Origin of the sequence: Bacillus sp. F2HM, from assembly GCF_019266135.1 — a bacterium.
GTDB lineage: Bacteria > Bacillota > Bacilli > Bacillales > Bacillaceae > Bacillus > Bacillus safensis.
Map to the genome: position 1 here is coordinate 20,134 of NZ_LRMO01000002.1, position 12,553 is coordinate 32,686.

Annotated in this window: 16 protein-coding genes; 15 read left to right on the plus strand and 1 reads right to left on the minus strand. The window is 40.9% G+C overall.

Features of this window, described 5'->3' with window-relative positions:
- Positions 1-180: 180 nt before the first annotated feature.
- The 15 genes from AWT60_RS02025 to AWT60_RS02095 all read left to right on the plus strand — a co-directional run bounded on the left by AWT60_RS02025 (position 181) and on the right by AWT60_RS02095 (position 11,616).
- A complete protein-coding gene (locus AWT60_RS02025; RefSeq protein WP_218676821.1) occupies positions 181-534 on the plus strand; it encodes a DUF2200 domain-containing protein in 354 nt (117 codons plus the stop codon).
- 164 nt (positions 535-698) lie between these two features.
- The gene (locus AWT60_RS02030; RefSeq protein ID WP_218676822.1) at positions 699-890 is read left to right on the plus strand and encodes a PLD nuclease N-terminal domain-containing protein; all 192 of its coding nucleotides are present in this window, start codon (positions 699-701) and stop codon (positions 888-890) included.
- Positions 891-905: 15 nt separating this feature from the next.
- Positions 906-1,823, plus strand: coding sequence for an ABC transporter ATP-binding protein (locus AWT60_RS02035; protein WP_218676823.1), 918 nt, complete (start codon positions 906-908; stop codon positions 1,821-1,823).
- Complete coding sequence (locus AWT60_RS02040) at positions 1,820-2,584, plus strand: ABC transporter permease (protein WP_081123893.1); 765 nt, start codon at positions 1,820-1,822, stop codon at positions 2,582-2,584. Before AWT60_RS02035 ends, AWT60_RS02040 begins: the two co-directional genes overlap by 4 nt.
- Positions 2,585-2,699: 115 nt before the next feature.
- Positions 2,700-3,110 (plus strand): RidA family protein, encoded by a 411-nt coding sequence (locus tag AWT60_RS02045; RefSeq protein ID WP_087976329.1) that lies wholly within the window; start codon positions 2,700-2,702, stop codon positions 3,108-3,110.
- Positions 3,111-3,351: 241 nt separating this feature from the next.
- A complete protein-coding gene (locus AWT60_RS02050; RefSeq protein ID WP_218676824.1) occupies positions 3,352-4,074 on the plus strand; it encodes an ABC transporter ATP-binding protein in 723 nt (240 codons plus the stop codon).
- Positions 4,067-5,488 carry a sporulation killing factor system integral membrane protein gene (skfF, locus tag AWT60_RS02055; RefSeq protein ID WP_218676825.1) on the plus strand — a complete coding sequence of 474 codons (1,422 nt, stop codon included), beginning with the start codon at positions 4,067-4,069 and terminating at the stop codon, positions 5,486-5,488. Before AWT60_RS02050 ends, skfF begins: the two co-directional genes overlap by 8 nt.
- Before the next feature lie 19 nt (positions 5,489-5,507).
- Entirely contained in the window at positions 5,508-6,023 is a 516-nt protein-coding gene (locus AWT60_RS02060) for a HEAT repeat domain-containing protein (protein WP_218676826.1), read from the plus strand.
- Positions 6,023-6,448 carry a TlpA family protein disulfide reductase gene (locus AWT60_RS02065; protein ID WP_218676827.1) on the plus strand — a complete coding sequence of 142 codons (426 nt, stop codon included), beginning with the start codon at positions 6,023-6,025 and terminating at the stop codon, positions 6,446-6,448. The genes AWT60_RS02060 and AWT60_RS02065 overlap by 1 nt, the downstream gene beginning before the upstream one ends.
- An 18-nt stretch (positions 6,449-6,466) precedes the next feature.
- Positions 6,467-6,649, plus strand: a complete 183-nt coding sequence (locus AWT60_RS02070) for a hypothetical protein (RefSeq protein WP_256928172.1) — start codon at positions 6,467-6,469, stop codon at positions 6,647-6,649.
- Between the two features lie 153 nt (positions 6,650-6,802).
- Positions 6,803-7,930, plus strand: coding sequence for a DUF418 domain-containing protein (locus tag AWT60_RS02075; protein ID WP_218676829.1), 1,128 nt, complete (start codon positions 6,803-6,805; stop codon positions 7,928-7,930).
- A 169-nt stretch (positions 7,931-8,099) separates the two neighbouring features.
- Complete coding sequence (locus AWT60_RS02080; protein WP_056768488.1) at positions 8,100-8,471, plus strand: GntR family transcriptional regulator; 372 nt, start codon at positions 8,100-8,102, stop codon at positions 8,469-8,471.
- A gap of 5 nt (positions 8,472-8,476) precedes the next feature.
- Complete coding sequence (locus tag AWT60_RS02085; RefSeq protein WP_218676830.1) at positions 8,477-9,352, plus strand: ABC transporter ATP-binding protein; 876 nt, start codon at positions 8,477-8,479, stop codon at positions 9,350-9,352.
- A complete protein-coding gene (locus AWT60_RS02090; protein WP_218676831.1) occupies positions 9,336-9,926 on the plus strand; it encodes an ABC-2 transporter permease in 591 nt (196 codons plus the stop codon). Before AWT60_RS02085 ends, AWT60_RS02090 begins: the two co-directional genes overlap by 17 nt.
- A gap of 301 nt (positions 9,927-10,227) precedes the next feature.
- Positions 10,228-11,616, plus strand: a complete 1,389-nt coding sequence (locus tag AWT60_RS02095; protein ID WP_218676832.1) for an amino acid permease — start codon at positions 10,228-10,230, stop codon at positions 11,614-11,616.
- A gap of 38 nt (positions 11,617-11,654) precedes the next feature.
- On the opposite strand, the gene AWT60_RS02100 is transcribed toward AWT60_RS02095, so the two are convergent.
- Complete coding sequence (locus AWT60_RS02100) at positions 11,655-12,536, minus strand: glycerophosphodiester phosphodiesterase (protein ID WP_056768487.1); 882 nt, start codon at positions 12,534-12,536, stop codon at positions 11,655-11,657.
- Between the last annotated feature and the right edge of the window lie 17 nt (positions 12,537-12,553).

The following is a 12,553-nucleotide window of genomic DNA, read 5'->3' on the forward strand; positions in this document are numbered from 1 at the left end:
CATTTTCTAAAGGGGTATTTTGTTTCATTAGAACTGGAACGTACGAAAATTTTTGATTAAGGGTACAATATTGGGAGATTTACATGGGTTATAATGTGCTAAGTACATTATAAATAGAATGCCAAACGCACTTTGCGCAGGTAATACAGGTTAAATAACAAAGAAAGAGAGCAGAGACACATGACCAAACATAAAATCTACACAATGAGCTTTGCAAAAGTCTATCCTCTCCACATCGCAAAGGCAGAGAGAAAAGGACGAACAAAGGCTGAAGTCGATACGATTATTTGTTGGTTGACGGGGTACAGTCCGGAAGAGCTGCAGAAACAGATAGATCAACAGATAGACATTGAAACCTTTTTTGCTGAGGCTCCAGAGCTTCATCCTTCCCGCAGCTTCATCAAAGGCGTCATTTGTGGTGTTCGGGTAGAGGACATTGAGGAAGAAACCATGAAGAACATTCGTTATCTAGATAAGCTGATTGATGAGTTAGCGAAAGGAAAGAAGATGGAAAAGATTTTGCGAGGTTCATGATGAGAATAACAAGCAAGCCCAGTGAAATAACCTTCACTGGGCTTTTTTATATCTAATAGATCATTCGATCGATAAAAATAAAATCTGTTTGAACGAATCCTCTCTTCATGTCGTCAAAGAAGTGATATCAAAACAAATTGGCGTTTGAAAAGGGAGTGGCGTGGATGGATATGAAGCTGATATTACCTCTTATTTTGCTGCAAGCGATTTTGATGGTGATTAGTTTGTTTGATTTGCTTAAAAGAGATCCATCGAGGATCAGAGGAGAGTTAAAGTGGGTTTGGGCTTTGGTGATTGTGTTTGTGGCGAGTGCCGGTCCTATTGTGTATTTGATTTTTGGTCGTAAATCATCTTAAAAGGGGGGGATTTGCTTGAATATGCTGGAGTGTCATGGGTTGACGAAATCGTATGACCCGAATGAAGTTTTAAAAAATGTTTCGTTTTCTGTTGGGGAGGTTGGATGTGTTGGCTTTTTAGGGGCCAATGGAGCGGGGAAGACAACAACGATCCGGATTTTGACGGGACTTGCTCGTCCTACGTCTGGTGTCGTGAAGGTGGCGGGTATGGATGTGACAAAGGACATGGATCAAATCAGTCATGTGATTGGGTATTGTCCGCAGCATCCTGCATTTTATCAGGATATGACGGGGCAGGAGTGGATGCATTGGGTTGGCGGGTTATTTCACTTAGAGAAAAACATCATTCGCTCCAAAACAGAGGAGCTGTTGAAGCTTTGCCGGGTGTATGAGGCGAAGGATCGTGCCATTGGCAGCTATAGCGGAGGCATGAAGCAGAGGCTTGCCATTGCGCAGGCGCTTATCAACAGCCCGAAGGTTCTCATCTTGGATGAACCTGTGTCTGCACTTGATCCCATGGGGAGAAAAGACGTTCTGACATTGATTGAGCGTCTGAAACAAGAAATGTTGATCTTTATGTCTACCCATATTTTAGATGACATTGAACGTGTGGCAGATCATATTATCATGATCAACAGCGGCAAAATTGAGGTGTCCTCTTCCATGAAACAGATCAAAGAAGACTATATCCAGCCAGTGATTGAATTTCAATTAGAACAAAAGGATACGAAATTATTGGCTTTGTTAAAAGAGCGGGATTGGGTGGAGGAATGCTTGGAGACAGGAGATGCTTATCAGGTGCGAGTGAACGATCAACAAATAGCATTGAAGGAGCTGCCTCGTCTCATCACTGAATCTGGCGGTGTTCTCCTCCATTATCGACTATCTAAGCTGACGCTTGAAGATATTTTCATGAAGGTTGTGAATGCATGATGATGTTGAAAAAGGAATTTAGGGAGTTATTCACTAGCTATAAAATCTTATTTGTTCCTATCATTTTTACGATTTTAATGATTACACAGCCTATTACGCTCAAAATGCTGCCGGATCTTCTATCGAAATCAGCTAATTTACCTGAAGGATCTACATTTTACATACCAGAGCCTAGTGCAGGAGAGGCTTTGGCGAGTGCATTGAGTAAATTTGATTCACTTGGTGTTTTTATTCTCATTATGATCGTGATGGGGACGATCGCTGGAGAGCGTGCCTCTGGAGTGACTGCGATGATTATGGTGAAACCGATCAGTCGAACGAGTTATTATGTCTCGAAAATATGCGCCTATGCCTGTTTGACTTTGTTTAGTTTGGTGGTGGCGGTGCTTGCCTCTGTTTATTATGTGGACATTCAATTTGGGCATGTGGATTGGGTCAATGTGTTAAAAGGAACACTTCTTTATTATCCAAATTTATTGCTGATTGTGGTATCGACCATTTGTGCTTCGGCGTTCTTTCAACGTTCTGTCACAGCTGGCGGTGTGTCGCTTTTGATCAACCTTATTCTGTTTACCGTACCTTCATTTTATGAAGAGACATTAGGGAAGTTTGCACCTAAAGGCGTGACAAGTGCAGCCGAAGAGATGATTCATAAGGGGACTTATTCGGATCAGGCACTTACAAGTTTTCTAGGTGTATCAGTATTGATTGTTTTCTTTTTTCTCATCGGATGGTTTCTTTTTAGAAAACAAGAGTTATAGCAGGCTGTTGCGATTGTTTCTGAAAGTTTACTATGAGCATAAAAATCTGAATACGGTTGAAAATTTGATATGATGATAAAAATTGACTGTATTTTCAGAAAAGAGGTTTTTATTCATGAGAACATCACGTAATCCTGAGACCATTCACCCGCCACTTGCACCATATATCCATCAAATAGAGACAACTGGAGCACAGCGGTGGTTAACCTTATCAGGTCAGGTGGGAATGGAGGCGGATGGGAAAATCCCCGAAAGTCCGTTGGAGCAGCTCGAATTAGCGTTAGAGAATGTGAAACGAAATGTAGAAGCGGCAGATATGGCTGTGGAAGATATAACGAAACTAGTATTTTATCTCGTGGGAGAATTCGATGCTGAGAGCAGGAAACAAATCATGGGGCAGTTTTTAGGCGATCATCTTCCTTGTATGACGATGATTTATGTGGTGGCATTGGCTTCTCCTGCTTTAAAGGTAGAGGTGGATGCTTGGGCGTGTCAGGACATCGTTTTGGGTGATGGGGCAGTTTAATGGAATGGTGGTTTAATAGATAAAAGATTGGGATACTGCAACCCAATCTTTATTTATTGTGTACATAATGTATTTCCTTTTTCAGTTGTATATAAAATAGATTATCTCATTCCTATTACCTTGTTATTCTCTATATGGTAATATTAGGTTAATAGATTAGTGGGTCTATTGACATTCGTTTTTTGATTTTATAACACACCATAGATAAGCATACATCACTCTAATCAAAGGGAGAGATTTGATGCCATTCATGGAGGTTCAGAATGTAAGCAAACGATATAGCAATGGTGATGGGATAGAGGGTCTGTCATTTTCCATCGAAGCAGGAGAGGTTGTGGCGCTGCTTGGGCCTAATGGTGCTGGGAAGACGACAACGATTCGATGTTTAACGGGTCTATATAAACCAGATGGAGGGGAAATTCTCATAGAGGGTTTCCCGCCTGGTCATGCCCATGTCCAAAAACAAGTAGCTCTTATTCCTGATCAGCCGTATTTGTATCCAGACTTAACGGCTGCTGAACATGTTCAATTCCGTGCACGTGGATATCATAAAGGCTTAAAACAGATCAAGGAAAAGGTATATGAAGCGTTGAAAGAAGTACATATGGAAAAGAAGATGAATGAACTGTGTGGAAGGCTTTCAAGAGGCCAAAAGCAGCGTGTCGTCTTAGCAGGAGCCATTGTTCAAGATGCCTCCCTTTTTATATTAGATGAACCGACTGTCGGGTTAGATATTCCGTCTAAACAGTGGCTGTCGGATTGGCTGAGACAAAAAAGCAGTCAAGGTGGGTCGGTCTTTGTGTCGACTCATAGTCTGGAGTTCGTTCTCGATACAGCCAGTAGGGTGGTATTGATTCGAGATGGTGCCATCATGAAGAGTATGGATGTTCCTCAATTAAAGGAAGAACAGGTTGAGTGGAGGGCAGAAGTTATTCAACTTTTGGGGGAGTGGTCAAGTGAATAACACACTCTCCCTTTTATGGATGAAATCTCAAAGGCGCTTGATCAGTAAAAATCAAGAAAAGAAAATGCCTTTTCTGATCTTACTTCTTTTCATAGCGGCAATTGGTTTTCAGCTAAGTGCAGTTTCAAGTATGGGTGATTGGAATACGGGTACAGCTGGATGGATCATTATCTGTTTGTTTGTTCTTTATACGGGGGTTGGTTTGTTTACGAACCGGCTGCCTAGCCAAATGAACGATATCATTTGGTTATATGGAAATGGCGTTTCTTTATGGACGGTTGTTATCAGTGTGTGGATGTATCACATTTTCTGGAGAGGGGCTCTTCTCATTTTCTCTGCTGTAGCTGCCGATCTACTCCTGTTTTTTATGACGCAGCAGTACCCGTTTCTGCTTGGCAAATCACTCATTCTGACAGGGCTGTTATGTTTGGTCGAAACTTGGATGATTGCGGTTTCTTGTGCTAGAACCATTCGAGTATACAAGCGTTTGCTCTTACTCAGTTTTGTCTTGATGTTTTTCAGCTTTGCACTACTTGTTTTGAATCAATTGGTGATGAAACAGCCTTCATTGATGAACATTGCTGATTCTTTGATGTTTCAAGTTGGACGTATGATCGAAGAGTTCTCTATTCTTTCTATCTTCATTTTTATTGGAGTGATGTTTCTATCTTTCATGATGATGTACAGTGCTAGTCATCGTTTAGAGATGAAGGAGTCTTTAGTCAAGGAGGCAGTATTTTGGGAGGAATTTGAGGGGAAACATATTCAATCAAGTCCAATCGTTCAAAAAAAGAGCAGGACATGGTGGGGACTTCCGGCATTAACGGGCATTTGGGCTTTTCTTTGGATTGAATTATTGCTGATAAAAAAATATATCACCTTCCATGTGCTATTTACCATGCTGTTAATTGGTACTTACTATGTCGTCTTTACTTATTTTTCAGATTGGCTGAATCTATTCTTGATCGTCATCGCGGCATCCGTTCTTTTTAGTTCATATTATGCAGGGATTGTAAGACACGCACAAACAGGAGTGCTCTACCTTTTTCCAGGTGCTTTATATCAAAAAATCATTCTGTTAGAAGTGTTTCAAACCTTTTGGCTGTATGCGTTCTACTTGATTTCTCTTTATTTGGTTGAGATTCAGGATGTTTTGTATTGGACCTTATTTGGTGGAGGAGTTTATATATGGTTTTTGGCCATACGGCTCTTTGCCTTTATGCAGCCTCTGAGAAGAGAAAGGAGTTTTCCTTTGGCCGCCTATTATCGATCCTTGCTATTTGCGTCTGTGATCAGTGCTATGGTCATTATTATCGTTTATCTCATCACTGATGGCTTGTTGACTACAATTGTATCCCTAGTGGCTGGGGCTGGATTTTATGTGCTTTGTTATCGATACCGTGCGGTTCATTAAAAAGAGGAGTTGATTGTAAATGAAACCAGAAAATAAGCTGTCTCAATCCGTTCAACAATTGGCCAATACAAATGAAGTAACGATCGTTCAAGCAATGGGGGAATTGAGAAAATCAGGAAAAGATGCAGTGCCCGTCCTTGTTGAAGCTTTAAAAGAAAAAGGTTCTCTTCGGAACATTGCAGCAGCTGTACTTGGTGAATTTGGAGCAGATGCGGGGGACGCAGCAGAACCGCTAGCTCGGCTATTAGAAAGTGACGAAGAAGATACAAGAATGGCCGCTGCCATGTCACTCATGAGGATTGGGCAGCCTAGCTTGCCATTCCTTCTGGCACTGGCTAAACGTTATGAGGGACCTACTTGTTTCTGGGCATCATGGTGTATCTCTTGGATTGATCCATCAAAAATTGAAAAAAACATGTACGAGTGCTTAAAACAAGAACAAGAAAATCCAACAGGCAGCGTCACTCCTTTTGCTGCAGAGGAAGCATTAGGAAAAATCATCGCCTTTCAGCTAAAAGAAAAGGGGGATGAATAGTGGGAACGCAGAAACTCAACTGGCCTGAGAATCTTCCTTGGATTTACCCTTCAGATCAAAGGAGTGTACCTAAGGGACAGCATCAGCTTCTTTATTTTTGGTCAGTCAACTGTCCTCATTGTGAAGAATTAACCAATCATATCCTACAACGTGTGAATGAGCTGGGTATTCATTTAACCTGTGTCCATGTTCCATATACAGAAGAGGAAAAATCGGCAGATGTTGTTCAAGAGTATGCAGAGGAAAAAAATATGAACGCTCCGATTGTTTTGGATCAAGATTATGAGATTGTTGCAAAGTATAAGATTCAAGGGTTACCTAGCTTTTGCCTCATAGATGAAGAGGGAAAGTTAATAGATCGGAAAATGGGAGATACCGGCTGGGAAAGAATATTGAAAAAGTTAGAAAAACATTCAATTGGATAAATAGTGGGGGAGAGAGTGTTGTTTCAATTAAAAAGAAACGTCATTTTTTTCGCAGGTGCTGGAGGGGTTTTGCTGATTTTAATGATGCTGAAATGGTTGCCGATTTCTGCAGACTTGGAAATGGCGTTGATTTTATTCGGTTTGGGAATTTTGTTTTATTTGAAGCGTGTGCTGCGGGAAGAAGAAAGTCATAAGTCATAAGTATTTAGTATGATACCTAGAATATAGATTCTAGGTTTTTTTATTAAATTTACCTTAAAACGCACTTTTTCACATGGGGATGGAAACCATTTTTTAAAAAGTGTGGTAGGATAAATATGCTTTATCTTTATATTGTCCGAAGGAGCTGTCGTGTTGAAGGGATCTAGGGTTGAGTTGATTGATAGTTTACGTGGTTTTAGTTTATTAGGTATTTTGATTGTGAATATGCTTAATTTTCAATATGATTATGATTTTGAGAAAATGTTTGATTCGAGTTTTTGGGGACAGGAATTCGGTGTATATCTAACGGAAATTTTGTTCCAAGGGTCTTTTTATCCGATTTTCTCCTTTTTGTTTGGGTATTCTTTTATCAAGCTGATTGAATCGACGAAGGCCAAGGGATTAAATACGAATGCCATTGTTGTTCGCCGGGGTTTTGGTCTGATTGTGCTTGGGATGCTTCATTACATCTTTATTTGGAACGGTGACATTCTTCTTTATTATGGAGCTTGTACGTTTTTCTTGATGATGTTTTTGAGCAGCCGGATTAAAACAATGCTTATTTGGTCGGGTGTGTTAGGTGCGTTGTCATTAGTCGTTTTGCCATACATGATGAAATTTGTTTATGGGACTGATGATTTATTAACCGATGTGTATGCGAAAGGTGATTATGGGGATATTTTGCTCAGCCGGATTACGGTTGAAGACGATATGATGATTGTGACCATGATTCTGGCGATCGTGACCATTACGCTTATGCCGATATTAGGTTTTCTTTTTGGTACGATCATGGTTGGCCCGTTTACACTGCTTGGCATGGCGATCGGGAAAAAGGGTCATTTGACAGAAGAAGATCGAGGCATGGCTTATCGTAAAGGCTGGGTATGGATGATTATCATCGGGCTCGTTTTAAAATGTGCGACGTTCATTGATGCTCCTTGGAGTGAATTGGTGATTACGCTGGGTGCCTATGTGCTGACGATTGGGTATATTCAAGCCTTTATTGTTTTCTACTATTCGAAGGCAGCCCAAGGTTTCAAACGCCTGCTTGCAGGACTTGGCCGTTTGTCTCTCTCAAACTATTTGGCGCAGTCGATTATTTGTACAACGATTTTCTATTCTTATGGACTTGGTCTATTTGGACAATTGGGATCAATATTTGGGCTGCTGCTTGCTGTCGGACTGTACACAGCACAGCTGTTCATCAGCTATCTCTATTTGAAAAAATGGAGAAGAGGTCCTGTGGAGTGGCTTATGGGCAAATGGGTATATTGGAAATAAAGCATTTTGTTAAAGAACCGCATGGCTTTAAGGGCTGTGCGGTTTTTTATTTTAAAAAAATGAGGAGAATGTTTTTAAAATGGTTGAATATTCTTTTAGTGTGTATATAATGTATATATAGTGTATATACAATATTTCGTTTCAACTATCTGAAAAAAGAGGTTTTTATATGCAAATTACGATTTCAAACCATTCTAAGGAGCCTATCTATGAGCAAATTACGAATCAAATCAAATCGATGATTTTAACAGGTGAGCTTGAAGAAGGTGCAGCACTGCCGTCTATTCGAAAGCTGGCGAAGGATCTACAAATTAGCGTGATTACAACAAAGCGAGCGTATGAAGAGTTAGAGAAGGCGGGATTTATTTATTCGATTGTAGGCAAGGGATCATTTGTTGCGGAACAAAACCTAGAAGTGATGAGAGAGAAGAAATTGAAGGTGATCGAGGAACAGCTTGGAGCGGTTGTCACAAACGGGAAAGAATTAGGCTTATCTTTCGATGAATTGCAGCAGTTATTAAAGTTTTTATATGAGGAGTGAGATGAGTGGAGCATGTGATTGAATTCAAAGGAGTATCGAAACGATTCAAGGACTTTTCCGTTCAGGATCTTGATTTACGGGTTAAGAAAGGCTTTGTTACAGGGTTTATTGGAGAGAATGGAGCGGGTAAGTCGACCACCATTAAAATGATCATGAATTTGTTAAAACCCGATTCAGGTGACATAAAAGTTTTTGGATTGGATTATCATACTCATGAAAAAGAGATTAAGGAACGAATCGGATTTGTTTACGATGCCAATGTTTTTTTTCCAGGGTTGAATTTAAAGGACATCAAACGGATTGTGGTTCCTGCCTATAAACGCTGGGATGACCAGCTTTTTGATCAATATATTGAGCAGTTTGGTCTGCCGCTTCATAAAGCGATTAAAACATTCTCAAAAGGGATGCAGATGAAGGCTTCACTAGCGATTGCGCTGTCACATCATGCAGAGCTGATTATCATGGATGAACCAACTGCTGGTTTAGATCCGGTTTTTAGAAGAGAGCTGCTCAGCACGTTACAAGAATTGATGATTGATGGAAATAAGACGATCTTTTTCTCAACGCATGTGACGACTGATTTAGACCGGATTGCGGATTATATTGCGTTTATACAAAATGGAAGGCTGGTTTTTCAACAGTCGATTCATGAAGTGGCAGAGAGTTATGCGCTTGTGAAAGGAAGCCTGGAGTTATTGGATCGAGATACAGAAAAGGCCTTTGTCCATATCCAGCGTACAGCAGCCGGATTTGAAGCATTAACCGATCGGGTTGATGAGGTGAAACTTATTTTTGGGGATGCTGTTGTGATTGAACCGGCGTCGCTTGAGGATATCATGTTTTATTTGAAAGGCGGGGTTGCGCATGTTTCATTTAATTAAGCGTGATGTGATTTTGCAAAAGAAGCAGTTACTTATTTTTATTCCGTTTATCTTATTTTTTATTTTCATGGATGTCCATCCAGTATTGACGTTTATAGTCGCTAGTGTCTTCATTCCATTTAACACATATGCGTATGATGAAAAGGCAGAAACGAATATTCTATTAAACTCCTTGCCCTATACACGGAAAGAAATTATCGCATCACGTTATCTTGGCGCCATTTTCTATATGAGTATTGCGATCGGGCTGACAAGTGCTGCATTACTTGTGTTTGGGAAGCTGTTTTCGCTGTCAGATATTGCGATTGGCAGCGGGTTGTTTTTATTGTTCGCGGCGTGTACGTTTCCATTGTTTTATATCTTAAAGCCTGGCTATATCACAACGGCAGTGATCATTGGCTTTATCGTATTATCTGCTATGGGACCGCCTGTTGTTCTCTATTTAGCAGCGCAATTTAGTGGGCTCACTGATTTTATCATGAATTTATCGATCCCTGTTCTATATACGGGGTCAGCTGTGCTGATTATGCTCTTCTACTTGTTGTCTTGGGGACTTTCTACTGTGATTTACTAGAGGAAAGTGTTTTAGGAAAGCAATTGCCGATGTTCCCATAAATTTACATCTTGAGCTTAGAAGACCGTGTGAGCGGTCTTTTTTTGAAGATTTTTATGTTTATTGATTATATCAATATAAAATAATTTGAACTTACTTTTATGTCAGAATATTTTGTTAATAGTGTTTTCCTCAAAAAAACAATTGTTTTTTAAGGGTAGATTTATTATGATAATATACATCGAAAGATTGATGTTTCTCAATCAGAATGAAAATTCTGATTTTTATTTTTTATGTTGTTTGTTGATGAGGGGGAAGAAAAGTGGCTCAAAAGGAATTAAAGAGAGGGTTAAGTGCCCGCCATATTCAAATGATCGCTCTTGGCGGCACAATTGGTGTTGGCTTATTTATGGGGTCAGCGAAGGCCATTCAGTGGACAGGTCCATCCGTTCTTCTAGCTTACGCAGTGTGTGGTATTTTTATCTTTTTTATTATGCGTGCGATGGGAGAAATGTTATATCTTGAGCCGAGTACAGGGTCGTTTGCTACATTCGGGCATCAATATATTCATCCGCTTGCAGGGTATATGACGGCTTGGAGTAACTGGTTCCAGTGGGTCATTGTCGGAATGTCTGAAATTATTGCGGTTGGGGCTTATATGAAATATTGGTTCCCAGAGCTGCCTGCGTGGATTCCAGGGTTAATTGCGATGATCATTTTAGGAGCGGCCAATTTGATTTCGGTTAAGTCGTTCGGTGAGTTTGAATTTTGGTTTGCGATGATCAAAATTGTGACGATTATCTTGATGATTGTTGCAGGTCTAGGCATTATTTTCTTCGGTTTTGGAAATGGCGGAACTCCTATTGGGCTGTCTAATCTTTGGGCGCATGGCGGGTTCTTTACAGGTGGGTTTAGCGGATTCCTGTTTGCATTGTCTCTAGTTATTGCTGCTTATCAAGGTGTCGAGCTGATTGGGATTACAGCGGGTGAGGCGCAAAATCCGCAAAAGACGCTGACAAATGCCATCAAAAGTATCATCTGGCGTATTTTGATTTTCTATATCGGTGCGATCTTTGTCATTGTGACTGTGTATCCTTGGGATCTGTTGAATACCCTTGGCAGTCCATTTGTAGCGACGTTTGCGAAGATCGGGATTACAGCAGCAGCTGGTATTATTAACTTTGTTGTCATTACAGCAGCGATGTCCGGCTGTAATAGTGGTATTTTCAGTGCGGGCCGTATGCTTTATACATTAGGTGTGAATGGTCAGGCGCCGGCTTTCTTTACGAAAATTTCGAAGAACGGTGTACCGTATTTTGGGACATTCGCTGTGCTGATTGGTTTAGCGATAGGAGTGGTCCTGAATTATGTTTCTCCGCCAAACATTTTCGTCTATGTGTATAGTGCGAGTGTACTTCCTGGGATGGTGCCTTGGTTTGTCATTTTGATTAGTCATATTGGCTTCAGAAAGGCGAAGGGGGCAGCGCTTGATCAGCATCCGTTCAAGATGCCGCTGGCACCAGTTTCTAATTATCTCACTATTGGTTTCTTATTGATGGTTCTTGTGTTTATGCTCATTAATCAGGATACGCGTATTTCTCTTATTGTGGGAATTGTCTTCTTGATTGTTGTAGCGCTTAGTTTCTTCATATTTGGAATTGGAAAACGAAAGCCGATTGAAACAGCTTCATCTAATCAAACGGTGAAATAATCAAAAGCCTTGCGGAGCGGACCGCAAGGCTTTTGTTGTTACAACGAGGCTTTGACACGGTTAAAGACATCTGGATAGTTGGTGAAAAGGCCGGTGACGCCGTATTGCAGTAGACGGGTCATGTCTGCTTCGCTGTTTACCGTATATGGATGAAGGAGGAGTCCGTGGCTTCTGACCTGCTGGACGTTTTCAGGTGTTAATGCTCTGAAATTCGGTCCAACACCCACGGCGTACGTTTTGATAAAGTCGAGCTGATCGTCTGTGATGGATGTCATTTGGTTTCTGTCTAATAGCTGTACTTTTGGCAGGCGTGGAGCTAATTTCTGCAGCTTTAGCAGGCTGTCTTCACTAAAGGATTGAATGATGACCTGCCCTTTTCTTGTGTGTTTCCCAAGAAGGTGATGTTTCTTTAAGGCGGCCAATAGTTTTTCTTCCATTTGCGGATAAAGGTCTGGTTTTTTTGTTTCAATATAATAATTCTCTCGTTTGCCGAAATAGCGAAGCACCTCATCTAATGTCAGGACTCTCTGTCCGATATAGTTGGCATTTTGTCTGTCGGGATTGGCTTCGTTAAACCAGGTACCAGCATCAAGTTGTTTGATTTCGGCAAGTGTGAGGTCTTTGACCCAGCCTGTTCCGTTTGTGGTCCGGTCAACGGTTTCATCATGCATCACGATGAGATGTCCATCCTTTGTCATTTGAAGGTCGAGTTCGAGGTAATCTGCATTCATCTTTGTGGCGAGCTTGTAGGAAGCCAGGGTATGCTCTGGTGCATACCCTGATGCTCCGCGGTGTGCAACGGTTAAGATGCGATCTGGAGATAAAAGGTTTTCATGTGCCGATACGGTGGCCGGCACCCACGCAAAAGACAGTAAAGCAAAAGAGAGCAACACGAAAGCAAGTAATCTACTTTTCTTCATATTTTATCCTCCTTTTA

Coding starts and splice junctions, on each gene's coding strand:
- AWT60_RS02025 (WP_218676821.1), top strand. CDS start 181: ATGACCAAACATAAAATCTACACAATGAGCTTTGCAAAAGTCTATCCT.
- AWT60_RS02030 (WP_218676822.1), top strand. CDS start 699: ATGGATATGAAGCTGATATTACCTCTTATTTTGCTGCAAGCGATTTTG.
- AWT60_RS02040 (WP_081123893.1), top strand. CDS start 1,820: ATGATGATGTTGAAAAAGGAATTTAGGGAGTTATTCACTAGCTATAAA.
- AWT60_RS02045 (WP_087976329.1), top strand. CDS start 2,700: ATGAGAACATCACGTAATCCTGAGACCATTCACCCGCCACTTGCACCA.
- AWT60_RS02050 (WP_218676824.1), top strand. CDS start 3,352: ATGCCATTCATGGAGGTTCAGAATGTAAGCAAACGATATAGCAATGGT.
- AWT60_RS02060 (WP_218676826.1), top strand. CDS start 5,508: ATGAAACCAGAAAATAAGCTGTCTCAATCCGTTCAACAATTGGCCAAT.
- AWT60_RS02080 (WP_056768488.1), top strand. CDS start 8,100: ATGCAAATTACGATTTCAAACCATTCTAAGGAGCCTATCTATGAGCAA.
- AWT60_RS02090 (WP_218676831.1), top strand. CDS start 9,336: ATGTTTCATTTAATTAAGCGTGATGTGATTTTGCAAAAGAAGCAGTTA.
- AWT60_RS02100 (WP_056768487.1), bottom strand. CDS start 12,536: ATGAAGAAAAGTAGATTACTTGCTTTCGTGTTGCTCTCTTTTGCTTTA.